Source organism: Streptomyces mutabilis (assembly GCF_046628145.1).
Taxonomy (GTDB): Bacteria; Actinomycetota; Actinomycetes; order Streptomycetales; family Streptomycetaceae; genus Streptomyces; species Streptomyces mutabilis.
The window spans coordinates 1,677,344-1,701,330 of record NZ_CP176874.1 but is presented as its reverse complement, the minus strand read 5'-3'; the positions used below and the strand labels follow the sequence as shown (position 1 = coordinate 1,701,330).

General features: G+C 72.8%; 21 protein-coding genes. 14 read left to right on the top strand and 7 right to left on the bottom strand.

Going from position 1 to position 23,987, the window contains the following annotated elements:
- Window positions 1–91 precede the first annotated feature (91 nt).
- The 7 genes from ACLIN4_RS07465 (at window position 92) to ACLIN4_RS07435 (ending at window position 9,635) form a co-directional block, all read left to right on the top strand.
- Complete coding sequence (locus ACLIN4_RS07465) at window positions 92–2,335, top strand: molybdopterin oxidoreductase family protein (protein WP_411575600.1); 2,244 nt, start codon at window positions 92–94, stop codon at window positions 2,333–2,335.
- A gap of 123 nt (window positions 2,336–2,458) precedes the next feature.
- Complete coding sequence (locus ACLIN4_RS07460; RefSeq protein WP_411575599.1) at window positions 2,459–3,949, top strand: CitMHS family transporter; 1,491 nt, start codon at window positions 2,459–2,461, stop codon at window positions 3,947–3,949.
- Between the two features lie 94 nt (window positions 3,950–4,043).
- A complete protein-coding gene (locus ACLIN4_RS07455) occupies window positions 4,044–5,288 on the top strand; it encodes an MFS transporter (protein WP_107477015.1) in 1,245 nt (414 codons plus the stop codon).
- Complete coding sequence (locus ACLIN4_RS07450; RefSeq protein WP_269958465.1) at window positions 5,285–5,461, top strand: hypothetical protein; 177 nt, start codon at window positions 5,285–5,287, stop codon at window positions 5,459–5,461. The genes ACLIN4_RS07455 and ACLIN4_RS07450 overlap by 4 nt, the downstream gene beginning before the upstream one ends.
- 197 nt (window positions 5,462–5,658) lie before the next feature.
- Window positions 5,659–7,005, top strand: coding sequence for an ABC transporter ATP-binding protein (locus ACLIN4_RS07445; protein WP_289911092.1), 1,347 nt, complete (start codon window positions 5,659–5,661; stop codon window positions 7,003–7,005).
- Window positions 7,006–7,128: 123 nt separating this feature from the next.
- On the top strand, window positions 7,129–8,517 hold the full coding sequence (locus ACLIN4_RS07440) for an aldehyde dehydrogenase family protein (protein ID WP_411575598.1): 1,389 nt from the start codon (window positions 7,129–7,131) through the stop codon (window positions 8,515–8,517).
- A 20-nt stretch (window positions 8,518–8,537) separates the two neighbouring features.
- Window positions 8,538–9,635, top strand: a complete 1,098-nt coding sequence (locus tag ACLIN4_RS07435) for a Zn-dependent alcohol dehydrogenase (RefSeq protein WP_307653047.1) — start codon at window positions 8,538–8,540, stop codon at window positions 9,633–9,635.
- Here ACLIN4_RS07435 and ACLIN4_RS07430 read toward each other — a convergent pair.
- From ACLIN4_RS07430 to ACLIN4_RS07420, 3 genes are all read right to left on the bottom strand, one after another.
- The gene (locus ACLIN4_RS07430) at window positions 9,632–10,579 is read right to left on the bottom strand and encodes a DMT family transporter (protein ID WP_373429115.1); all 948 of its coding nucleotides are present in this window, start codon (window positions 10,577–10,579) and stop codon (window positions 9,632–9,634) included. The two genes, ACLIN4_RS07435 and ACLIN4_RS07430, sit on opposite strands and share 4 nt — an antisense overlap.
- Before the next feature lie 68 nt (window positions 10,580–10,647).
- A complete protein-coding gene (locus ACLIN4_RS07425) occupies window positions 10,648–11,355 on the bottom strand; it encodes an ArsR/SmtB family transcription factor (RefSeq protein ID WP_100046331.1) in 708 nt (235 codons plus the stop codon).
- A gap of 46 nt (window positions 11,356–11,401) precedes the next feature.
- Window positions 11,402–12,043, bottom strand: coding sequence for a TetR/AcrR family transcriptional regulator (locus ACLIN4_RS07420; protein WP_100046332.1), 642 nt, complete (start codon window positions 12,041–12,043; stop codon window positions 11,402–11,404).
- A 122-nt stretch (window positions 12,044–12,165) separates the two neighbouring features.
- Here ACLIN4_RS07420 and ACLIN4_RS07415 point away from each other — a divergent pair, with 122 nt between their 5' ends.
- From ACLIN4_RS07415 to ACLIN4_RS07405, 3 genes are all read left to right on the top strand, one after another.
- Complete coding sequence (locus ACLIN4_RS07415; protein ID WP_307653049.1) at window positions 12,166–13,317, top strand: acyl-CoA dehydrogenase family protein; 1,152 nt, start codon at window positions 12,166–12,168, stop codon at window positions 13,315–13,317.
- A gap of 83 nt (window positions 13,318–13,400) precedes the next feature.
- Window positions 13,401–13,691, top strand: coding sequence for a YiaA/YiaB family inner membrane protein (locus ACLIN4_RS07410; protein WP_100046334.1), 291 nt, complete (start codon window positions 13,401–13,403; stop codon window positions 13,689–13,691).
- A gap of 85 nt (window positions 13,692–13,776) precedes the next feature.
- Window positions 13,777–14,421 carry a TetR/AcrR family transcriptional regulator gene (locus ACLIN4_RS07405; protein ID WP_043374735.1) on the top strand — a complete coding sequence of 215 codons (645 nt, stop codon included), beginning with the start codon at window positions 13,777–13,779 and terminating at the stop codon, window positions 14,419–14,421.
- On the opposite strand, the gene ACLIN4_RS07400 is transcribed toward ACLIN4_RS07405, so the two are convergent.
- Window positions 14,412–14,873, bottom strand: a complete 462-nt coding sequence (locus ACLIN4_RS07400; protein WP_107477022.1) for a MaoC family dehydratase — start codon at window positions 14,871–14,873, stop codon at window positions 14,412–14,414. The genes ACLIN4_RS07405 and ACLIN4_RS07400 overlap by 10 nt on opposite strands.
- 131 nt (window positions 14,874–15,004) lie before the next feature.
- On the opposite strand from ACLIN4_RS07400, the gene soxR reads away from it, so the two are divergent.
- Complete coding sequence (gene soxR / locus ACLIN4_RS07395; protein ID WP_269958458.1) at window positions 15,005–15,523, top strand: redox-sensitive transcriptional activator SoxR; 519 nt, start codon at window positions 15,005–15,007, stop codon at window positions 15,521–15,523.
- A gap of 80 nt (window positions 15,524–15,603) precedes the next feature.
- Here soxR and ACLIN4_RS07390 read toward each other — a convergent pair whose 3' ends face one another.
- Together ACLIN4_RS07390 and ACLIN4_RS07385 are read right to left on the bottom strand one after the other, a co-directional pair.
- Window positions 15,604–16,353 (bottom strand): 3-keto-5-aminohexanoate cleavage protein, encoded by a 750-nt coding sequence (locus tag ACLIN4_RS07390; protein ID WP_382023102.1) that lies wholly within the window; start codon window positions 16,351–16,353, stop codon window positions 15,604–15,606.
- A gap of 96 nt (window positions 16,354–16,449) precedes the next feature.
- On the bottom strand, window positions 16,450–17,052 hold the full coding sequence (locus ACLIN4_RS07385; protein ID WP_411575597.1) for a hypothetical protein: 603 nt from the start codon (window positions 17,050–17,052) through the stop codon (window positions 16,450–16,452).
- Between the two features lie 220 nt (window positions 17,053–17,272).
- Between ACLIN4_RS07385 and ACLIN4_RS07380 the strand changes: the two genes are divergently transcribed.
- Entirely contained in the window at window positions 17,273–20,080 is a 2,808-nt protein-coding gene (locus tag ACLIN4_RS07380) for a penicillin acylase family protein (protein WP_411575596.1), read from the top strand.
- Window positions 20,081–20,096: 16 nt separating this feature from the next.
- Here the strand turns inward: ACLIN4_RS07380 and ACLIN4_RS07375 are convergent, their stop codons facing one another.
- Window positions 20,097–21,353 (bottom strand): DUF1343 domain-containing protein, encoded by a 1,257-nt coding sequence (locus tag ACLIN4_RS07375; protein ID WP_289911075.1) that lies wholly within the window; start codon window positions 21,351–21,353, stop codon window positions 20,097–20,099.
- A 173-nt stretch (window positions 21,354–21,526) separates the two neighbouring features.
- On the opposite strand from ACLIN4_RS07375, the gene ACLIN4_RS07370 reads away from it, so the two are divergent.
- Complete coding sequence (locus ACLIN4_RS07370) at window positions 21,527–22,297, top strand: SDR family oxidoreductase (protein WP_107477026.1); 771 nt, start codon at window positions 21,527–21,529, stop codon at window positions 22,295–22,297.
- Complete coding sequence (locus ACLIN4_RS07365) at window positions 22,294–23,964, top strand: class I adenylate-forming enzyme family protein (protein ID WP_382023108.1); 1,671 nt, start codon at window positions 22,294–22,296, stop codon at window positions 23,962–23,964. Before ACLIN4_RS07370 ends, ACLIN4_RS07365 begins: the two co-directional genes overlap by 4 nt.
- The last annotated feature ends 23 nt before the right edge of the window (window positions 23,965–23,987 follow it).

Below are 23,987 nucleotides of genomic sequence, written 5' to 3'. Positions count from 1 at the left end.
AGCCGTCGGCGCAAGGTCTCCCCAACATGCCTACCGGTCGGTATGCTCGCGGCGAAGAGCGCCACCGCCGCCGCCCTCCCGGGAGGACCCCGTGTCCCGCACCGCCCTGCGTATCTGCCCCCTGTGCGAGGCCACCTGCGGCCTGACGCTCACCGTCGACGGCACCACCGTCACCGCCGCCCGCGGCGACCGCGAGGACGTCTTCAGCCGCGGTTTCATCTGCCCCAAGGGAGCCTCCTTCGGGGCCGTCGACTCCGACCCCGACCGGCTGCGCACGCCCCTGGTGCGCAGGGACGGCGAGCTGCGCGAGGCCACCTGGGAGGAGGCGTTCGACGCGGTCGCCGCCGGTGTCCGGCCCGTCGTCGAGCGGTACGGGCCGCACTCCGTCGGCGTGGTCCTCGGCAACCCCAACGTGCACACCATGGCCGGCGCCCTCTACCCGAACCTCCTGCTCGGCGCCCTCGGCACCCGCAGCCTCTTCACCGCCTCCACGCTGGACCAGATGCCCAAGCACGTCTCCAGCGGCCTGCTCTTCGGCGACGCGAACGCCATCCCGGTCCCCGACCTCGACCGCACCGACCACCTGCTGCTCATCGGCGCCAACCCGATGGAGTCCAACGGCAGCCTGTGCACGGCGCCCGACTTCCCCGGCCGGCTCAAGGCCCTCAAGGCCCGCGGCGGCACCCTCACCGTCATCGACCCGCGCCGCACCCGCACCGCGAAGCTCGCCGACCGGCACGTGGCGATCCGGCCCGGCACCGACGCCCTGCTCCTGGCCGCCATGGCGCACGTGCTCTTCGAAGAGGACCTGGTGGACCTCGGCGCCCTCGCCCCGCACGTCGAGGGCGTCGGTGAAGTCGGGGAGGCCCTGCGCGACTTCACCCCCGAGGCCGTCGTCGCCGCCTGCGACGTGGACGCCGGCGTGACCCGCGCGCTCGCCCGCGAACTCGCCGCCGCCCCCACCGCCGCCGTCTACGGCCGCATCGGCAGCTGCACCGTCCCGCACGGCACGCTCGCCAGCTGGCTCGTGGACGTCCTCAACATCCTCACCGGCAACCTCGACCGGCCCGGCGGTGCCCTCTTCCCGCAGGCCGCCACCGACAGGACCCCGCGCCCCGCCGGGCCCGGCCGCGGTTTCGCGCTCGGCCGCTGGCACTCCCGGGTGAGCCGCCACCCCGAGGCCAAGGGCGAACTGCCCCTGTCCGCCCTGGCCGAGGAGATCGACACCGCCACCGACGAGGGCGAACCGGTCCGCGCGCTGCTCACGATCGCCGCCAACCCGGTCCTCTCCGCCCCCGACGGCGACCGCCTCGACAAGGCGCTGGCCTCGCTCGACTTCATGGTGAGCGTCGACCCGTACCTCAACGAGACCTCCCGCCACGCGCACGTCGTCCTGCCGCCGCCCCCGCCGGCCCAGAGCCCGCACCACGACTTCGCCTTCAACACCCTGGCGGTGCGCAACCAGGTCCGCTACACCCGCCCCGCCGTCCCGCTGGAGCCGGGCCGGATGGCCGAGACCGAGATCCTGGCCCGCCTCACCCTGGCCGTCACCGGCGGGCACGGCACCGACCCGGCGGCCGTCGACGCCATGGTCGTCCGGCAGACCCTCGACAAGGCCGTACGGGACCCGCACTCACCCGTCCACGGACGCGACCCCGGCGAACTGGCGGCGCAGCTCACCGGCGAGAGCGGCCCCGAACGGCGCCTCGACCTGATGCTGCGCCTCGGCCCCTACGGCGACGGCTTCGGCGCACGACCCGACGGGCTGACCCTCCAGCGGCTGCTCGCCCACCCGCACGGCATCGACCTCGGCCCGCTGCGCCCGCGCCTCCCGCAGCCGCTGAAGACCCGCAGCGGCAAGGTGGAGCTGCTGCCTGGACCGATCGCGGGCGACCTGCCGCGTCTGGGGCGCGCCCTGGCCGAGCGCCCCGCAGGGCTCGTCCTCGTCGGCCGCCGGCACCTGAGGTCCAACAACAGCTGGATGCACAACGTCCCGGCCCTCACCGGCGGCTCCAACCGCTGCACCCTGCACCTCCACCCCGACGACGCCGAACGGCTCGGGGTGCGCGACGGGCAGCCCGTGCGCGTGAAGGGCGCCGGGGGACAGGTGACCGCACCCGCCGAGGTCACCGACACCGTCCGCCCCGGCGTGGTGAGCCTGCCGCACGGCTGGGGCCACGACCGCCCCGGTACGCGCCTGACCCACGCCGCCACCGTCCCCGGCGTCAACGTCAACCAGCTCCTCGACGGCAGCCTGCTCGACCCGCTCTCCGGCAACGCGGTCCTCAACGGCGTACCCGTAACGCTCACGCCGCTGACCGACGCACAGCTGTGACCTGGAGTTTTGCGCTTATTGCTCGCGTGTCAACATCTTGTTAACGCCGCTTCACGGCACCTAACGTCGCTCGCACCGCCTGCCCCGGTGGGATGTTCAAGGGCGAACGTTAGGTACTCACTCATGCTGACCATCCTCGGCTTCGCCATGATCGCGACCTTCCTGGTCCTGATCATGATGAAGAAGATGTCGCCGATCGCGGCGCTCGTGCTGATTCCCGCGCTGTTCTGCGTGTTCGTCGGCAAGGGCGCCCACCTCGGTGACTACGTCATCGACGGCGTGTCCAGTCTCGCCCCCACCGCGGCGATGCTCATGTTCGCGATCGTCTACTTCGGGGTGATGATCGACGTCGGGCTCTTCGACCCGATCGTCCGGGCCATCCTGAGGTTCTGCAAGGCCGACCCGATGCGGATCGTCGTCGGTACCGCCCTGCTCGCCGCCATCGTCTCCCTGGACGGCGACGGCTCCACCACCTTCATGATCACGGTCTCGGCGATGTATCCGCTGTACAAGCGGCTGAAGATGAGCCTGGTCGTGATGACCGGTGTCGCCGCGATGGCCAACGGCGTGATGAACACCCTCCCGTGGGGCGGCCCGACCGCCCGCGCGGCCACCGCGCTGAAGGTCGACGCCACCGACATCTTCGTCCCGATGATCCCGGCCCTGGCCGTCGGCCTCCTCGCGGTCGTGGTCCTGGCGTACGTGCTCGGTCTGCGCGAGCGCAGGCGGCTGGGCACGCTGACGCTGGACGAGGCGCTGGTGCGCGAGGCGGAGAGCGAGACGGTGCTGGTCGGGGCGGGCTCGGGCGCGAAGTCCGGTGCGAAGTCCGGTGCGAAGTCCGGTGCGAAGTCCGGTGCGAAGTCCGGTGCCGAGTCCGGGTCCGGCACGGGTCCGGGCGCGGGTACCGGCGCGGCTTCCGGCAGCGACGGCTCCGATGGCGACGCCGCCCGGGGCGCCGGGTCCGACGACGACTTCCAGGGCCTCGACCCCAACCGCGCCACCCTGCGCCCCAAGCTGTACTGGTTCAACGCGCTGCTCACGGTCGCGCTGCTCACCGCCATGATCATGGAACTGCTGCCGATCCCGGTGCTGTTCCTGCTCGGCGCCGCGCTCGCGCTCACCGTCAACTTCCCGCACATCCCCGACCAGAAGGCCCGGATCGCGGCCCACGCCGACAACGTCCTCAACGTCTCCGGCATGGTCTTCGCCGCCGCCGTCTTCACCGGCGTCCTCACCGGCACCGGCATGGTCGACCACATGGCCAACTGGCTCGTGGACACCATCCCCGACGGCATGGGCCCGCACATGGGCCTGGTCACGGGTCTGCTGAGCCTGCCGCTGACCTACTTCATGTCCAACGACGGCTTCTACTTCGGCGTCCTGCCGGTGCTCGCCGAGGCCGGCCAGGCGCACGGCGTGTCGACGCTGGAGATCGCCCGCGCCTCGATCGTCGGCCAGCCGCTGCACATGTCCAGCCCGCTCGTCCCGGCCGTCTACGTCCTGGTCGGCATGGCCAAGGTCGAGTTCGGCGACCACACGAAATTCGTCGTGAAGTGGGCGGTCCTGACATGCCTGGTCATCCTCGCGGCGGGCATCCTGTTCGGCATCATCTGATCATCGGTCCGGTTCCGGCTCCCTGGGGCCTCCGTGGAGGAGGCGCCCGGGGCTTCGGCGGTCCGGACACCGGCATCGCGGGAAGGGAACGATCATGGCGCCCGGTGGGAACCGCGGCTGGCTGCTCCGCCTCGTCATCGCCTTCGGCTTCGCCCAGGGGGCGGTGTCGATGGCCCGGCCCGCCGTCTCCTACCGCGCCCTCGCACTGGGCGCGGACGAGCGGGCGGTCGGCGTCATCGCCGGTGTCTACGCGCTGCTGCCGCTGTTCGCCGCCGTCCCGCTCGGCCGCCGCACCGACCACGGCCGCTGCGCGCCGCTGCTGCCCGTCGGCGTGGTGCTCATCGCCGGCGGCTGCGCGCTGAGCGGCGTCGCCGGTTCCCTGTGGGCGATGGCCCTGTGGAGCGGCGTCATGGGCCTCGGCCACCTCTGCTTCGTCATCGGCGCCCAGTCGCTGGTCGCCCGCCAGTCCGCGCCGCACGAACAGGACCGCAACTTCGGCCACTTCACCATCGGCGCCTCGCTCGGCCAGCTGATCGGCCCGATCGCCGCCGGCGCCCTGATCGGCGGCCACGACATGGCGGGCAGCAGCGCGCTTGCCCTGGTGGTGGCGGGCGCGGGCGCGGCGGTCGCGTTCACCTCGCTGTGGCGCATAGAGCACCCGGGCGCCGCCAAGTCCCGTACGGAGGCGGGCGCGCGCGTGCCCGTGGGCAGCATCCTGCGCGCCCGGGGCGTACCCGCGGGCATCCTGATCAGCCTGTCCGTGCTGTCCGCCACCGACATCCTCACCGCCTACCTGCCGGTGGTCGGCGAGCACCGGGGGATCTCCCCGGCCGTGATCGGCGTCCTGCTCAGCCTCCGGGCGGCGGCCACCATCGCCTGCCGGCTGGTGCTGACGCCCCTGCTGCGGCTGCTCGGCCGCACCGCGCTGCTCACCGTCACCTGCCTGCTGGCCGCCCTGCTGTGCGCGGGTGTCGCGCTGCCGGTGCCGGTGTGGGCACTCGCCCTGATGCTGGTCGTCCTCGGCTTCTGCCTCGGCGTCGGCCAGCCGCTGTCCATGACGACCGTCGTCCAGGCGGCCCCCGAAGGAGCCCGCTCCACCGCCCTCGCCCTGCGCCTGACCGGCAACCGCCTCGGCCAGGTCGCCGCACCCGCCGCCGCCGGCCTGATCGCCGGCGTCGCGGGCGTCGCCGCGCCGTTCGTGATGCTCGGCGCGCTGCTGCTCCTGTCCTCGGGCGTCGCCCTGCGCTCCCCGTCCGCCGAGGCGGACGCCGATGGTGGGAACCGGCGACGGACCGGCAGGATGGCGCGGACCGCCTCGGAAAGCAGGGAACGAGCATGATCCTCATCCTCTTGTCCGCAGTCCTCCTCCTGGTCGTGGGCGGCTGCGTCTGCGTGGTGTGGGCGGCCCGGGGCGGCCCCCGCTGGACGCGGGCGGTGGCCAAGGGGACGCTCCTGGCGGGCGAACTGGTGCGCGCGCCGGGCCGCGGCAAGGGTGGCGGCTCGGACGACTGAGGCGCGGTCGCTCACCGCCCCTGAATCCAGCCGTCCGCTTTCTCACCAGATGGACACCCGCACCGAGATTGAGTCCGGCGTCTTCCCCCGGCCGCGCACATTCCGTTAACTTCCGTGACTCACACGCCCCGTACGACCCGCACGAGGGCGTCCGACCGCGGAGCACCAGCGCTCAGTGAGCCCCCGGGGGACCTCTCATGACACGCGCCATCTCCCTGCACGACGTGAGCAAGACCTACGCGCGAGGCGTCCGCGTGGTGGACCGGCTGTCGCTGGACATCGCGCCCGGCGAGTTCCTCGTCCTGCTCGGGCCCTCCGGCTGCGGCAAGTCCACCGTGCTGCGCATGATCGCCGGCCTGGAGGAGATCACCGAGGGCCGGCTGCTGCTGGACGGGGCCTACGCCAACGACCTGCTCCCCTCCGAGCGGAGCATGGCGATGGTCTTCCAGAACTTCGCCCTCTACCCCAACATGACGACCCGCGGGAACATCGGCTTCCCGCTGCGCGTCGAGGACCCGCAGGGCGACCACGGCCCCCGCGTGGACGCCACCGCCCGCCTGCTGGGCATCGAGGACCTCCTCGACCGCTTCCCCGCCCAGCTCTCCGGCGGCGAACGCCAGCGTGTCGCCATGGGCCGGGCCATCTCCCGCCACCCCAGCGTCTTCCTGATGGACGAGCCCCTGTCCAACCTCGACGCCAAGCTCCGCAACCACCTGCGCGCCGAGATCACCAAGCTCACCCGCGAACTGGGCGTCACCACCGTCTACGTCACCCACGACCAGTCCGAGGCCATGTCCCTCGGCGACCGCGTCGCCGTCCTGCGCGGGGGCGTGCTGCAACAGGTCGACAGCCCCCGCGCCGTGTACGCCCTGCCGCGCAACGTCTTCGTCGCCGCCTTCATCGGCACCCCGCGCATCAACCTGCTGCGCGGCCTGGTCCGGGCCCCGCTGGACGGCGCGATGACCATCAGTCTGGGCAAGCAGTACCTGCGCCTGCCCGAACCGCTCTCGCTGGACCACCAGTTGCTCCGGGTCCAGCAGGGCCGCGAGGTCATCGTCGGCCTGCGCTCGGAAGCCGTGCGGATCGCCAAGCCCTCCTCCGCCCGCCCCGGTGAGGTGCTGCTCACCGGTCTGGTGGAGCACGTCGAGTTCCAGGGCCACGAGGTCCTCGTCCACTTCAACACCGGTTCGCGGCCGGCCGTCGTCCCCGAACTGGAGGCTCCCCGCCCCGCCGCCCGCCGCCCGGCCCGCCGCCGTCGCGACGGCACCGTCCTGGACCGGCTGAGGGAACGCGCGGGCGCCCTGCGCGCCGGTCCGGTGGTGGTCATGGACGAGCCCGTGTCCGGCCCCGACGCCGAGCCCGCGGTCGCCGCCCCCGACGGCCGCCTCCCCGGCGACCTGATCGTCCGGACCACCCCCGACATCGACCTGCGCCACGGCATGCAGGTCCCCCTCCTGGTCGACCTCGCCCACCTGTTCGTCTTCGACCAGCACGGCGACCGGATCTGCCCCGCCCCGGCACGGCTGCCGGACCTGGAGGAGTGAGACCGCCGGGATTCCCGCCCGCCGGGAGGGTGAGCCGCGCCACCATGGCGGCCGCCCCTGGTGCCGTAAAACTATCGGCGCTAGTTTGGGCTCGGACGACGAGGCCCGCCCGGAAGGAACCCGATGAAGGCACACGACGGCATGTACATCGACGGCGCCTGGCGAGAAGCCGACGGACGGGACACGATCGACGTCGTGAACCCGGCCGACGAGCAGGTCATCGGCCGGGTCCCCGCCGGCACCGCCCTGGACGTCGACACCGCCGTACGGGCCGCCCGCGCCGCCCTGCCGGGCTGGGCCGCCACCCCGCCCGCCGAGCGTGCCGCACGCCTGGCCGCCCTGCGGGACGTGCTGGTGGCCCGCAAGGACGAGATCGCCGGGACCGTCACCGCCGAGCTGGGCTCACCGCTGAAGTTCTCGCAGGCCGTGCACGCCGGCGCCCCCATCGCGGTGGCCGGTTCCTACGCCGAGCTGGCGGCGACGTACGCGTTCGAGGAGAAGGTCGGCAACTCCGTCGTCCACCACGAGCCGATCGGCGTCGTCGGCGCCATCACCCCCTGGAACTACCCGCTCCACCAGATCGTCGCCAAGGTCGCCCCGGCCCTCGCGGCCGGCTGCACCGTCGTACTGAAGCCCGCCGAGGACACCCCGCTCACCGCCCAGCTCTTCGCCGAGGTGGTGCACGAGGCCGGCGTCCCCGCCGGCGTCTTCAACCTGGTGACCGGCCTCGGACCGGTCGCCGGACAGGCACTCGCCGAGCACCCGGGCGTCGACCTGGTCTCCTTCACCGGCTCCACCGCCGTGGGCCGCCGGATCGGCGCGGCCGCCGGCGCCGCCGTCAAGAGGGTCGCCCTCGAACTCGGCGGCAAGTCCGCCAACGTCATCCTCCCGAGCGCCGACCTCGCCAAGGCCGTGAACGTCGGCGTCGCCAACGTCATGTCCAACTCCGGCCAGACGTGCAGCGCCTGGACCCGCATGCTGGTCCACCGGGATCAGTACGACGAGGCCGTGGAGCTGGCCGCCGAGGCCGCCGCCAAGTACGGCGACCGGATCGGCCCCCTCGTCAACGCCAAGCAGCAGGAGCGGGTGCGCGGTTACATCGACAAGGGCGTCGCCGAGGGCGCCCGCCTCGTCGCCGGCGGCCCCGAGGCACCGCGCGAGCGGGGCTACTACGTCAGCCCGACCGTCTTCGCCGACGTCACCGAGGGGATGACGATCGCCCAGGAGGAGATCTTCGGGCCCGTCCTGTCCGTCCTCCGCTACGACGACGAGGACGACGCCCTGCGGATCGCCAACGGCACTGTCTACGGCCTCGCCGGCGCGGTCTGGGCCGGCGACGAGGCCGAGGCGGTCGCCTTCGCCCGCCGCATGGACACCGGCCAGGTCGACATCAACGGCGGCCGCTTCAACCCGCTGGCCCCCTTCGGCGGCTACAAGCAGTCCGGCGTGGGCCGCGAGCTGGGCCTGCACGGCCTCACCGAGTACCTCCAGACCAAGTCCCTCCAGTTCTAGCCAGGGGAGCAGCCCACGTCATGGCCGTCCGCACCGCTGTCCGCGCCGCCGTCGTACCCGCCACAGGTGCCCCGCTGGAGGTCACCGGGATCGAGTTGCCGGAGCCCGGCCCGGGCCAGGCCCGGGTGAAGCTCGTCGCCGCAGGGGTCTGCCACTCCGACCTCTCCCTGTCCAACGGCACCATGCGCGTGCCGCTCCCCGCCGTCCTCGGTCACGAGGGCGCCGGCACGGTCCTCTCCGTCGGCGAGGGCGTCACCCACGTCGCCCCCGGTGACGACGTCGTCCTCAACTGGGCCCCCTCCTGCGGCGCCTGCCACGCCTGCTCGCTCGGCGAGGTCTGGCTCTGCGCCGACGCCCTGGCCGGCGCCGCGAACACGCACGCCCGCCGCGCCGACGACGGCACCGACCTGCACCCCGGCCTCAACGTCGCCGCGTTCGCCGAGGAGACCGTGGTGGACGCCCGGTGCGTGCTGCCGTGCCCCGACGGCATCCCGCTCACCGACGCCGCGCTGCTGGGCTGCGCCGTCCTCACCGGCTACGGCGCCGTCCACCACTCGGCGCGGGTCCGCGAGGGCGAGACGGTCGCGGTGTTCGGCGTCGGGGGAGTGGGCCTCGCCACCCTCCAGGCGGCCCGGATCGCGGGCGCCTCGAAGATCGTCGCCGTCGACGTGTCCCCGGAGAAGGAGGACTTGGCCCGCGCCGCCGGCGCCACCGACTACCTGATCGCCTCCGACACCACCGCCCGCGAGATCCGCGCCCTCACCGGCAAGCAGGGCGTGGACGTCGCCGTCGAGTGCGTCGGCCGCGCGGTCACCATCCGCACCGCCTGGGAGTCCACCCGGCGCGGCGGACGCACCACGGTCGTCGGCATCGGCGGCAAGGACCAGCAGGTCACCTTCAACGCCCTGGAGATCTTCCACTGGGGCCGCACCCTGTCCGGCTGCGTCTACGGCAACGCCGACCCGGCCCGCGACCTCCCGGTGCTGGCCGAGCACGTCCGCGCCGGCCGCCTGGACCTCGGCGCCCTGGTGACCGAACGCATCGCCCTGGAGGGCATCCCGGCCGCCTTCGAGAACATGCTGGCGGGCAAGGGCGGGCGGGCGCTGGTCGTCTTCTAGCGCCGGTCCTCCGCGTCCTCGCGGCGCGGTTCCGGGGCTTTCGCCGGCCCCGGAACCGCCGCGCGCCGACGGGAGCGCGACACCGCCACGCCGGCCAGGCACAGCGCGCCGCCCGCCAGCGTGAGCAGCCCCGGCACCTCGCCCAGCGCCAGCCACGACATCAGGACGACGAGGGCGGGCACGGCGTACGTGGTCGCCCCCATGCGGCCCGCGGTCGTACGGGCCAGGGCGTACGCCCACGTCGTGAACGCCAAAGCGGTCGGGAACACGCCCAGGTACACCATGTTGAGCGTCGCCGTGACCGGCGCGTCGGCCGCCTCGTGCACCAGCTGCCCCAGGAACGGCAGGCAGAGCACCGCCCCGACCAGACATCCGAACGTCGTCACCTGGAGCGCGCTCGCGTGGCCCAGCGCGGGCTTCTGCGCCACGACGCCACCCGCGTACGCCACGGCCGCCAGCAGGCACAGCACCACCCCGAACAGCGAGGAACCGCCCTCGCCGGACATCGACAGGCCCACGGTCACCGCACCGGCGAACGACACCGCCATCCCCGCCAGCAGCCTCGGTGGCAGCGCGTCCCCGAGCAGCCGGGCGCCGAGCAGGGCGATGAGGATCGGCCCGACGTTCACCACCAGGGCGGCCGTACCGGCGTCCACCTGCTGCTCGCCCCAGTTCAGGACGACCATGTAGAAGCCGAACCACAGCAGCCCCGATACCGCGATGCCCCGCCAGGCGGAGCGCGGCGGCAGCCCTTCCCGGCGCACCGCACAGATCACCCCGAGCGTCAGGACCCCCGACAGCAGCCGCCCGAGCGCCAGCGCGCCGGGCGAGTACGCCTCGCCGGCGCTGCGGATCGAGACGAAGGCGGAGGCCCACAGGACGACGGTGACCGTGGCGGCGCCGGCCGCGAGGAGGTCCGGGCGGCGGGACGGGGCGGTGCTCATCATGCTCCCGAGGCTAGGAAGGAAGGGACGGGACGACCGGCGGATTCCGGACGGGGGACCGGCGCCGCTCAGCGCAGCACCACGGGATCGATGCCCAGCAGCCCGGACAGCGCCTCCTCGCCCGCCGCCGTCACCTTCACCGCCCGCTCGGACCCGATGCGCACGCACCAGCCCGAGTCCAGGGCGTGCCGGCACAGCGCCGCGCCCGCGACGCCCGCGAGATGGGGGCGGCGTTCGGTCCAGTCGAGGCAGGCGCGGGCCAGGGGCCGGCGACCGGTGGGCTTCAGGGCGATCCCGGCGCCGTCGAACCAGTCGAGCCCCGCGTCCGTGAGCGCGAAGCCGGTGTCCTGGCGCAGCAGTCCGCGCCCGGTCAGCGCGTCGGTCACCGCGATCCCGAGGCGCCCGGCGAGATGGTCGTAGCAGGTGCGGCCCCGGGCCATCGCCGAACCGGCGCTCGACGCCCGCAAGGTGCGCGGACGCCGTGCCTCGGGCGCCACCTGCGCGGCCAGGTCCTCCACGAGCTGTGCGACCCGCTCGTCGGCCAGCCGCACGTACCGGTGCCGTCCCTGGCGCTCCTCGGCGAGCAGCCCGCCCGCGACGAGCTTGCCCAGGTGCTCGCTCAGCGTCGACGCGGCCACCCCCGCGTGCCGGGCCAGCTCACCGGCGGTCCACGCCCGCCCGTCGAGCAGGGCCAGCAGGCAGGCGGCCCTGGTCTCGTCGGCGATCAGCCCGGCCAGCCGCGCGAGTCCCGGCGCTTCGGCGTCCTTGTCGGTCATGCCCCCAGGATGCGCTACGCACGGTTCGGCCGGCGCCGAAGTGTCCTCAGGCGTCCCGCGCCACCTGCGCGTACTGCTGCGCCAGCCCGTCCAGCAGCGCCGTCAGACCGGTCTCGAACGCCCGCTCGTCGATCTTCTCCTGCTGCTCGGCCAGCAGGTGCGCCTTGCCGAGGTGCGGGTAGTCGGCGGGGTCGTACGCGCTCGCGTCGTCGGGGAAGCCCCGGGCGAAGGAGCCGAGCGCCGAGCCCATGACGAAGTACCGCATCAGGGCGCCGATGGAGGTGGCCTGGGCCGGCGGCCAGCCCGCCTCGACCATCGCCCCGTAGACGGCGTCAGCCAGGTGCAGCGCGGCCGGCCGGCGGCCGGGGCCGTGGGCCAGTACCGGGACGATGTTCGGGTGGTCGCGCAGGGCCGCCCGGTAGGAGACCGCCCAGTCGTGCAGCGCGGTCCGCCAGTCCCGGCCGTCCTCGAACATCGACAGGTCGACCTGCGCGCTCACCGAGTCGGCGACCGCCTCCAGGATCTCGTCCTTGGTGCGGAAGTGGTTGTAGAGCGAGGGGCCGCTGACCCCTAGCTCCGCCGCGAGCCGACGGGTGGAGACGGCCGCGAGGCCCTCCGCGTCCACCAGCGCGCGGGCCGTCTCGACGATCCGGTCGGTGCTCAGCAGGGGCTTGCGCGGTCGGGCCATGGCGCACATAGTAGGGCTGCGGACAGAAACTAGCAGTGCTAATTTAAATGTACGGCTTTCAAGATCCTGAAGTCTGCCGAGATTTCGGCATTCAAGATTCCTTTCCTGTGGGGTGACTCGGCATGAACCTGGAGCTCAGCGAGGAGCAGACCGCCGTGCGGCAGCTCGCCCGGGACTTCGTGGAGCGCGAGATCGCCCCGAACGTCGTCGCCTGGGACCGTGCGGAGGAGGTCGACCGGGCCCTCGTGAAGAAGCTCGGCGAGGTCGGCTTCCTGGGGCTGACGATCGACGAGGAGTACGGCGGCTCCGGCGGTGACCACCTCGCCTACTGCCTGGTCACGGAGGAGCTGGGCCGGGGCGACAGCTCCGTGCGCGGCATCGTCTCCGTCTCCCTCGGCCTGGTCGCCAAGACCATCGCCGCCTGGGGCGACGAGGAGCAGAAGCGGCGCTGGCTGCCCGGCCTCACCTCCGGCCAGTACGTCGGCTGCTTCGGCCTGACCGAGCCCGGCACGGGGTCGGACGCCGGGAACCTGTCCACCCGCGCGGTGCGCGACGGCGACCACTACGTCATCAACGGCACGAAGATGTTCATCACCAACGGCACCTGGGCCGACGTGGTGCTGCTCTTCGCCCGCTCCACGGACGCCCCCGGCCACAAGGGCGTCTCCGCCTTCCTGGTCCCCACCGACACTCCCGGCCTGACCCGCCGCACCGTCCACGGCAAGCTCGGGCTGCGCGGCCAGGCCACCGCCGAACTGGTCCTGGAGGACGTCCGCGTCCCCGCCTCCGCGATGCTCGCCCCCGAGGGCAAGGGCTTCTCGGTCGCCATGTCGGCCCTCGCCAAGGGCCGGATGTCGGTCGCGGCGGGCTGCGTCGGCATAGCCCAGGCCGCGCTGGACGCGGCCGTGCGGTACGCGGGGGAGCGCGAGCAGTTCGGGAAGACCATCGCCCACCACCAGCTGGTGCAGGAGCTGATCAGCGACATCGCCCTCGACGTGGACGCGGCCCGGCTGCTGACCTGGCGGGTCGCCGACCTGATCGACCGGGGGCAGCCCTTCACCGTCGAGTCCTCCAAGGCCAAGCTCTTCGCCTCGGAGGCCGCGGTGCGCGCCGCGAACAACGCCCTCCAGGTCTTCGGCGGCTACGGGTACATCGACGAGTACCCGGCCGGCAAGCTGCTGCGCGACGCCCGCGTCATGACCCTCTACGAGGGCACCAGCCAGATCCAGAAGCTGGTCATCGGCCGTGCGCTGACCGGGGTCTCGGCCTTCTGAGGCATGCGCGGCGGCTCTCTGAGTACGGGAACTGAGTACGCCGACGGATGTGGCCCGTGCCACATCCGCCGATCCTTGTCCCCATGAGTGACACACCGGTCAAGCAGCAGAGCACGGCCGCCTTCTACGGGCAGGCCGTGGCCTCGTTCGCGGTCGCGATGATCGCCACCGCCGTCGGCATCTACAACCTCCAGGCCGACGCCTGGGTGCGTGCCTTCCTCGCCATCGCCGTCCTCTACCTGGTCACCTCGGCCTTCACGCTGGCCAAGATCATCCGCGACCGCCAGGAGGCCGGCCAGATCATCAGCCGCGTCGACCAGGCCCGGCTGGACAAGCTCCTCGCCGAGCACGACCCCTTCGAGAAGCTGGGCTGACGTGCCCGCCGGGCGTCGCCGCTAAGCGACCGCTCATACTCGACGGTATGGTGGTGCTCCTGTCACCGAGAGGGGCGAACGAGCGATGAGTACGGCGGCCGAGACGACGGGCGGCGACATCGAGCCGTGGGAAGAGGTCACCCCGGACGCGGCCCGGCGGCTCCTGGTCGCAGCCGTGGAGGCCTTCGCGGAGCGCGGTTACCACGCGACCACGACCCGCGACATCGCCGGGCGGGCCGGCATGAGCCCGGCCGCGCTCTACATCCACTACAAGACCAAGGAAGAGCTGCTGCATCGGATCAGCCGCATCGGTCACGACCGGGCGGTCGGCATCCTGCGCACCGCGGCCCAGGGTGAGGGCGGCGCCACCGAGCGGCTCGCCGACGCCGTGAGCTCCTTCGTGCGCTGGCACGCCGGGCGGCGCACGACCGCGCGGGTGGTCCAGTACGAGCTGGACGCGCTCGGCCCCGAGGCCCGCGACGAGATCCTCACGCTTCGCCGACAGTGCGATGCCGCCGTGCGCGGCATCATCGAGGACGGTGTGGCGACGGGCGAGTTCGACGTGCCGGACGTCAAGGGAACCACCCTGGCCGTGCTGTCGCTCTGCATCGACGTCGCCCGCTGGTTCAACGTCAACGGCCCCCGCACGCCCGACGAGGTCGGCGCGCTCTACGCCGACCTCGTGCTGCGGATGGTGGGAGCCGAACCGGCCGGCTCCGCTCAGAGGTAGTAGCGGGAGACCGACTCGGCGACGCAGACCGGCTTGTCGCCGCCCTCGCGCTCCACGGTGAAGGCGACGGCCACCTGGATGCCGCCCTTGACGTCCTCGACGCCGGTGATCGTCGCCGTGGCGCGCAGGCGCGAGCCGACGGGGACGGGGGAGGGGAAACGGACCTTGTTGGTGCCGTAGTTGACGCCCATCTTCACGCCCTCCACCTTGATCAGCTGCGGCCCGAAGAGCGGGAGCAGCGACAGGGTCAGGTAACCGTGCGCGATGGTGGTGCCGAACGGCCCGGCGGCGGCCTTCTCCGGGTCCACGTGGATCCACTGGTGGTCGCCGGTCGCCTCGGCGAACAGGTCGATCCGCTTCTGGTCGACGTCCAGCCAGTCGGTGTACCCCAGTTGCTCGCCGACCGCCGCCTTCACCTCGTCGGCGGATGTGAAGATCCTCGGCTCTGCCATGTCCCGGCCTCTCTGCTCTCGCACGACTGCGAACGTCTTCCTAAGCGACTGCTTAGCATGGTCGCCGGCGGGGCCGCTGTCAACGGACCGGAGCCGCCCACGCGGGTGACGGGGTCGGTAGGGTTCGGGGAGTGCCTCAGATTCCCGAGAAGATTCACGAGCTCACGGTCGGCCAGCTCGCCGCGCGCAGCGGCGCCGCCGTCTCCGCCCTGCACTTCTACGAGTCCAAGGGCCTGATCAGCAGCCGCCGCACCTCGGGCAACCAGCGCCGCTTCAGCCGTGACGCGCTGCGCCGGGTCGCCTTCGTGCGCGCGGCCCAGCGCGTCGGCATCCCGCTCGCCACGATCCGCGAGGCGCTCGCCGAGCTGCCGGAGGAGCGCACGCCCACCGAGGAGGACTGGGCCCGCCTCTCCGCGTCCTGGCGCTCCGAACTGGACGAGCGCATCAAGCAGCTGAACCGGCTGCGCGACCACCTCACCGACTGCATCGGCTGCGGCTGCCTGTCCCTGGAGACCTGCGTCCTGTCCAACCCCGACGACGCCTTCGGCGAACGCCTCACCGGCTCCCGCCTGCTGGTGGAACGCCGCGACAACCCGGCCCCCGAGCCCGCGAGTCGCGCCCGCGAACGGGAGAAGGAGTGCTGCGACTGACGCGCGGGCCGGAAGCGGGCGGGAGCGACCGGCCGGCCTGACGACGAGCACGCCCCGACGCCCGGCCGACCTGCCCGCCGCTACCGCGCGCCCCCGCACCCGTACCGCCGCGCCGACGCCCATTCCGCCGACGCGGCGGCGACCAGCTCGGCGTTGGACGCGGCCCGGCGGCCGTCGGGCAGGCGCAGGGTGTCCTCCAGGCCGATGCGGGTCGGCAGGCCCAGCCGGCCCGCCAGGCGCAGTACCGGCCAGGTGCCGTCCTCCTCGCCGTGGAGCAGGACGGGGCGGCCGTGGGCCGCGCCGATGCCGCTCAGCAGGGCGCGCGCGGAGTCCCGCGCCGTCGCCGGGTCGGTGTCGGTGACCTCCGCCAGTACGCGCAGCACCCTCGGCGCGAGGGGCGAGCGCAGGAACCGGGCCGTCCCGTCCGTGCCGGACCACAGGCCGGCCTCCACGCCCACCCCGCGCTCGATCAGCGCGGCGGCGACCTCCTCGGCGCCCGGCTCGTGCCAGTTGACCGAGGCGTGGTCGGGCAGGACCGTCCAACCGCGGATCCGCGCGGCCCGGGCGGCCGGATCGGGCTCGGCCCACGCTCCGGTCGTGACACCGACCGGCACCGGTGCCGGCACCCGTGCCCGTATCGCCTCGAGCGTCACCGCCAGCACGCGCGGCGACAACGTGTCCTGCCCGCACGGCGTCTTGGGATGGACGTGGACATCCGTGGCCCCGGCGGCGACCGCTTCGGCCGCCGAGTCCGCGACGGCCCGCGGCGAGAGCGGCACGGCGGCACCGTCCGCGCTCCCGCGGGCTCCGTTCACACAGACCTGCACCATTCCCCCATGGTGCCGGTCACCACTGACAACACTCGTCGGCCGCGACCCCGTCCGGGCCGTCGGGGGTGCGGCATCCCCTGCACACCCCCGGGCCGGCTACGCCGACATCAGCAACCGTCCCCGCCGGGCGTCCGCCAGCGCGTCGGGGGTGAGGACGGGCCGCGGAACGAGGATTCCGCAGTCCGTGCAGACGGGGCCCGCCGAGGGCTCGCGGTCGAGGTCGTACTTCCAGACGAGGCGCTCCCCCTCGCAGACCGGGCACACCGACCCCGGCTCACGCTCCAGCGCGGAGATCAGGCGGCGCAGCACCTCGGCCAGCGGCCCGTCCGGGTGGACCCGGGGATCGTCGCACCAGGCGACCCCGAAACCGCCCCAGGTCAGCCGGTGCCAGTCGTCCACACTGCCCGGCCTGCGCAGGCCGTCGTGCTTCTCCTTCCTGCGCCGCTCGGCGAACTCGACCTCGTAGGCCAGCCACACCGAACGCGCCGCCTCCAGCTCCTCCAGTGCGGCCACGAGCCGCACTGGGTCCGGGGAGCGGTCCTCGGGGCCGAACCCGGCCCGGGCACACAGGTGGTCCCAGGTCGCCCTGTGCCCGTAAGGGGCGAACCGTTCAAGGCACTTGCGCAGCGAATAGCGCCGCAGTGCCAGGTCACACCGTGGATCGCGGACCTGTCTCGCGAGACTCCGGAAACCGGCCATCGCCCTGCACCTCCGTCACACCTGCACCTGCACTTCGGTCACTTCGGCGTCGTCCAGCGGACGTCGCCGAATAGACGTATCGACAGGCGATTCGGCTCCATCCGATTTCCGATGCCCCTCATAAGCCGATCCACCCGCTCCGAAAAGTGACGCATGTTCATCTTCCAACTCGGGGATACCGGCGGTAACGTCCGGCCCACCCCCGTCGGGAGGAGCTGCCATGCCACGGCGCACCCCACGCAACGCCCTCGACAGACTGAGAACTCCCCGCGGCTTCCACGGGTTCCTGAAGCGCGCATCCGTATGCGCTCTCGTTGCCGGCCTTTTGTCACCGCTTTCCCCGGCGACGGCCGCCGACACGAGCACACCCGCCGCAACCACCGCGCAGGCGGCGGCGGACGACCACTGCGGCGGCCGGTGTTCCGACATCCTGCCGCCCGGCCAGAACGGCAACGCCACCCTCGCCCAGATCCTCCTCAACCAGGCGTTCGGCACCCAGCCCGCCCACGCCGACGACCAGCTCGGGCCCTACGCGAACCTCGCCACCGGCTACTCCGGCCTCACCGACGACAAAATCAACACCTTCTTCAACGACGCCTCCTTCGGCGTCCCCGAGGACCAGGTCGCCTCCACCGTCCGCCCGGCCGGCCGCACCGACGTCACCATCGTCCGCGACAAGAAGACCGGCGTGCCGCACATCACCGGCACCACCCGCTACGGCACCGAGTTCGGCGCCGGCTACGCGGCCGCCCAGGACCGGCTGTGGCTGATGGACCTCTTCCGGCACGTCGGACGCGGCCAGTTGACCCCCTTCGCCGGCGGCGCCCCCGCGAACCAGGGCCTGGAGCAGCAGTTCTGGCGCAGCGCCCCCTACACGGAGGCCGAGCTGGAGGCCCAGATCGTCAGCGCCGCCGCCAAGGCCGGCGAGCGCGGCGAGCTGGCCCTGGCCGACGTGGACGCCTACGTCGCCGGCGTCAACGCCTACATCGACGCCTCCGACAAGGGCCGTTACTTCCCCGGCGAGTACGTCCTGACCGGCCACAAGGACGCCATCACCAACGCCGGCACCATCGAGCACTTCAAGCGCACCGACCTGATCGCGCTGGCCTCCGTCATCGGCTCCCTCTTCGGCGCGGGCGGCGGAGGCGAGGTCGGCAACGCCCTCTCCCTGCTCGCCGCCCAGGAGAAGTACGGCGTCGCCGAGGGCACGAAGGTCTGGGAGTCCTTCCGCCAGCGCAACGACCCCGAGGCGGTCCTCACCCAGCAGACCGGCAGCTTCCCGTACCTGACCAGGCCCGAGGACCCGCAGGGCCGTGCCCTGCCCGACGCCGGCTCGGTCGAGGCGGAACCGCTGGTGCACGACCGCACGGGCAGCGCCGCCGCGCCGGGCGCGACCGGTGCCTCCGCCACTGCCGCCGACGCGGCCCTCTCCTCGGCCCGGCGCGGCATGTCCAACGCCCTCGTGGTCAGCGGCGACCACACCGCGAGCGGCCACCCGGTCGCCGTCTTCGGCCCGCAGACCGGCTACTTCGCGCCCCAGCTCCTCATGCTCCAGGAGATCCAGGGCCCCGGCATCAGCGCCCGCGGCGCCTCCTTCGCGGGCCTGAGCATGTACGTCGAACTCGGCCGAGGCCAGGACTACGCGTGGAGCGCGACCACGTCGGGCCAGGACATCATCGACACCTACGCCGTGGAGCTGTGCCAGGACGACTACCACTACCTCTTCCGCGGCACCTGCACGCCGATGGAGAAGGTCGAGCGCAAGAACGCCTGGACGCCCACCGTCGCCGACGGCACGAAGGCCGGCTCCTACACGATGCGCGTCTGGCGCACCAAGTACGGCCCGGTCGAGTACCGCGCCACGGTCGGCGGCAAGAAGGTCGCGTACACCTCCCTGCGCTCCTCGTTCCTGCACGAGGCCGACTCGATCATCGGCTTCCAGATGCTCAACGACCCGGAGTACCTGAACGGTCCCGAGCGCTTCCGGAGCGCGGTGCAGCACATCAACTACACCTTCAACTGGTTCTACGCCGACTCCGAGCACACCGCGTACTACAACAGCGGCGACAACCCGGTACGGGCGGACGGCGTCGACGCCGACTTCCCGGTCCGGGCGCAAGCGGCGTACGAGTGGCGCGACTGGGACCCGGCCGCCAACACGGCCCGGTACACCCCCGCGGCGGCCCACCCGCAGTCACTGGACCAGGATTACTACGTCTCCTGGAACAACAAGCAGGCCAGGGACTACACCACCGCGCCCTGGGGCAACGGCTCCGTCCACCGCGGCAACCTGCTCGACGACCGCGTGAAGGAACTGGTCGCCGAGGGCGGTGTCACCCGGGCCGCGCTGGTGAAGGCGATGGCCGAGGCGGGCCTCGCCGACCTGCGGGCCGAGGACGTCGTGCCCGACCTGCTGAAGGTGATCGAGTCGGCGCCGGTCACCGACCCCGCGGTGAGGACGGCCGTGGACCGGCTCAAGGCGTGGCGGGCGGCGGGCGGCCTGCGCACGGAGGCGTCGGCAGGGTCGAAGGAGTACGCCCACTCCGAGGCCGTCCGCACTCTGGACGCCTGGTGGCCGCTGCTGGTGAAGGCCGAGTTCGAACCCGGCCTCGGCAGCGACCTGTACACCGCCTTCACCCGCAACCTGCCCGTCGACGAGTCCCCGTCCGCCGCCCACGGCCCGACCGGCGCCCACGCCGGCAGTGCCTTCCAGTACGGCTGGTGGAGCTATGTCGACAAGGACATCCGGTCCGTGCTCGGCGAGCCCGTCAAGGGGCCGCTGGCACGCGAGTACTGCGGCGGAGGTGACCTCGCCGCCTGCCGGGACACCCTGGCAGCCACCCTGAAGGAGGCGGCGGGCCGGACGGCCGCCCAGGTCTATCCCGGCGACGACAACTGCGCGGCCGGCGACCAGTGGTGCGCCGACTCGGTGATCCACCGTACCCTCGGCGGCATCGAGCACGGCGGCATCAGCTGGCAGAACCGGCCGACCTACCAGCAGGTCGTGGAGTTCACGTCCCACCGGTGACCGGCCGTTCTCACGGTCACCGGTAGAGGAGGTACTGGCGGCGTGTCCCGCGGAACGCCGCCAGTTCCCCCTGCCAGGCGCCCACCACCTCGTCGGTGTCCGCGCCGGCGTCGATCATCGTGCGCACCTGGGTGGAACCGGTCAGCTTGTCGATCCAGTTGTCCGGCCGCCAGGCGAAGCCGTCCCACGACCGCTTCGCGGTCACCAGGAGCGCGATCCCCGTGCGCACCGGGTCGAAGGCGGCCCGGTCGTGCACGTGGAGCTGCACGCCCCCGACGGTCTTCCCCTGGAACTTGGAGAACGTGGGCGCGAAGTACGCCTCCCTGAAGCGCACGCCCGGCAGGCCGAGCGCGTTGGCGGCGGCGGCCCAGCTCCCGTCGACGCCCTCGGCGCCGATCAGTTCGAACGGGCGGGTGGTGCCGCGCCCCTCCGACAGGTTCGTGCCCTCGAACAGACACGTCCCCGAGTACACCAGCGCGCACTCCGGCGTCGGCATGTTCGGGCTCGGCGGCACCCAGGGCAGCCCGGAGGCGTCGTAGAACTCCGAGCGCTTCCAGCCCGACATCGCCACCGTCTCCAGCGGCACCGGCTCCGTCAGGAACTCGCCGTTGAAGAGCCGGGCCAGCTCGGCGACCGTCATGCCGTGGGCCTGCGCGATGGGCTTGCGGCCGACGAAGGTCGCGAACTCCTCGTGCAGGACCGGGCCGAGGGCCGCCCGCCCCGTCACCGGGTTGGGCCGGTCCAGGACCACGAACCGCTTCCCGGCGAGCCGGGCCGCCTCCATGCAGTCGAACAGCGTCCAGATGTAGGTGTAGAAGCGCGCGCCCACGTCCTGGATGTCGAAGACGACCGTGTCCACACCCGACGCCGTGAAGATGTCCGCGAGCGGCTGCCCGCTCTTCAGGTACGTGTCGTAGACCGGAAGCCCGGTCGCGGGGTCGTCGTAGCGGCCCTCGGAGCCGCCGGCCTGCGCGGTGCCGCGGAAGCCGTGCTCGGGGCCGAAGACGGCGATCAGGTCCACGCGGTCGTCGGCGTGCATCACGTCCACGATGTGGCGCACGTCCCGGGTGATGCCGGTCGGGTTGGTCACGACGCCGACCCGCTGCCCGTCGAGCGGGGCGTAGCCGTCGTCGGCGAGGCGCTCGAAGCCGGTGCGCAGCCGGCGGCCGCCGTGGCCCTCCGGTGCCGCCTGCGCCGTGCCGGTCGCGGCGGCCGTGGTGGTGGCCGCCACCGCGGCCGTGGTGGCGAGCAGGGACCGTCTGGACAGCGTCATGCGGTGACCTCCGTGATCGCGGCGGGTGTCATGCGCACGCACGCTAACCCGCGCCCCGGGCCGTACGGAATGGAGTAGACCGCGGTTCGCCTCTTCCGTCCTACATACCGACTGGTTAGTCTGGCACTGCAGCAGAGCCCTCTGTGGTGTCGCAGCCGTGTCGAAGGAGACCGATGGTGGAAGCCGTGCAGGATGCCGGGGTCGTGGTCACCGGGGCGGGAGGCGGCATCGGCGCCGCGCTGGCCCGCCGCTTCGCCGCGGAGGGGGCCCGGGTCGTCGTCAACGACCTGGACGCCGACCGGGCGAAGGCCGTCGCCGACGAGATCGGCGCCGTCGCGGTCCCCGGCGACGCCTCCGCTATCGTCACCGAGGCCCGCGAGGCGCTGGGCGGCACGGTCGACGTGTACTGCGCCAACGCGGGCGTCGGCTCCGGCGGTTCGGAGGCGGCGGACGAGGCCGTCTGGGCGCTCGCCTGGGACGTCAACGTCATGGCCCACGTACGGGCGGCGCACGAGCTGATCCCCGACTGGCTGGAGCGCGGCAGCGGCCGCTTCGTCTCCACCGTCTCCGCCGCCGGTCTGCTCACCATGATCGGCGCCGCCCCCTACAGCGTCACCAAGCACGGCGCCTACGCCTTCGCCGAGTGGCTGTCCCTGACGTACCGCCACCGCGGGATCAAGGTGCACGCCATCTGTCCGCAGGGCGTGCGCACCGACATGCTCACCGCGAGCGGCAGTGCCGGGGAACTGGTGCTTCAGCCCACCGCGATCGAGCCGCCAGACGTGGCGGACGCCCTCTTCAAGGGCATCGAGGAGGACCGTTTCCTGATCCTGCCCCACCCCGAGGTCGCCGAGTACTACCGGGCCCGCGCCGCCGAGCCCGACCGCTGGCTGCACGGCATGAACCGCCTCCAGCGGCAGTGGGAGGAGGCGACGGCCCGATGACAGCCTCCCGTTACGCGGCCAAGCCCTGGCTGGACCTGCTGACCGACGCCCAGAAGGCGCCGCTGGACCCGGACGTCTCCCTGGTGCACGCGCTGCGCCGGGCCGCCGCCGAGGCACCCGACCGCGCCTTCCTCGCCTACTTCGACGGGCGCCTCACCTACCGCGAGGTGGACGAGCTGAGCGACTCCGTCGCCGGGCACCTCGCCGCGCGCGGCCTGGAGCGCGGCGAGCGGGTCGCGGTCCTGCTGCAGAACTCCCCGCACTTCGTGCTCGCGGTGCTGGGCGCCTGGAAGGCGGGGGCGGTGGTCGTGCCCGTCAACCCCATGTACAAGTCGGGGGAGGTGGGCCACGTCCTGCGGGACGGCGAGGTGGCCGCGCTGATCTGCTCCGACCGGGCCTGGGAGTCGTACCTGCGCGAAACGGCGGCGGACTCGCCGGTGCGGATCGTGCTCACCGGGTGCGAGCTGGACTTCCAGAGCCGCCGGGACGCGCGCGTGCTCACCTTCGAACGGCTGCCGGTCGCTCCCGGCACCGATGACCTCACGGAGGCGGCCCGCGCCGGGCACGAGGCCCCGGCCGGGCGCGACCCGGAGCCCGGCGACACCGCCCTCATCAGCTACACCTCCGGCACCAGCGGCACGCCCAAGGGCGCCACCAACACGCACCGCAACATCATGTACAACGCCGAGCGCCAGCGCACCGGCCTCGGCCTGCCCGAGGCGCCGGTCTACTTCGCGCTGGCGCCGCTGTTCCACATCACCGGCATGGTCTGCGAGTTCGGTGCGTGTCTGAACAGCGTGGGCACGCTGGTCCTCGCGTACCGCTTCGAGGCCGGCGTCGTGCTCGACGCGTTCGCCGAGCACCGGCCGCACTACACGGTCGGCCCCTCCACCGCCTTCATGGCGCTGGCCGCCCACCCGTCCGTCACCCGCGAGCACTTCGCGTCCTTCGCGAACATCTCCTCCGGCGGCGCGCCGCTGCCGCCCGCCCTGGTGGAGAAGTTCCGCGCCGGCTTCGGCCCGTACATTCGCAACGGCTACGGCCTCACCGAGTGCACCGCGCCCTGCGCCTCGGTCCCGCCGCACCTGGAGGCGCCCGTCGACCCGGTCTCCGGGACCCTCGCCGTCGGGGTGCCCGGCCCGGAGACGGTGGTGCGGATCGTCGACGAGCAGGGAGCCGAGGTCCCCTTCGGGGAGCAGGGCGAGATCGTCGTCAGCGGCCCGCAGGTCGTCCCCGGCTACTGGCGCCGCCCCGACGCCACCGCCGAGACCTTCCCCGGCGGCGAACTGCGCACCGGCGACATCGGCTTCATGGACGCCGACGGCTGGCTCTACGTCGTCGACCGCAAGAAGGACATGATCAACGCCTCCGGCTTCAAGGTCTGGCCGCGCGAGGTGGAGGACGTGCTCTACACCCACCCGGCGGTGCGCGAGGCGGCCGTCGTCGGGGTGCCCGACGGGTACCGCGGCGAGACCGTCAAGGCGTACATCAGCCTCCGTCCGGGCGCCGGGACGGACCCGGAGGCCCTCGCCGCGTACTGCGCGGAGAGACTGGCCGCCTACAAATACCCGCGTCAGGTGGAGATCCTGCCCGACCTGCCGAAGACGGCGAGTGGGAAGATCCTCCGTCGGGAACTGCGTTCCCGTACGCAACAGGACGAACACTGAACGGACACTGAAAAGGAAAGGCA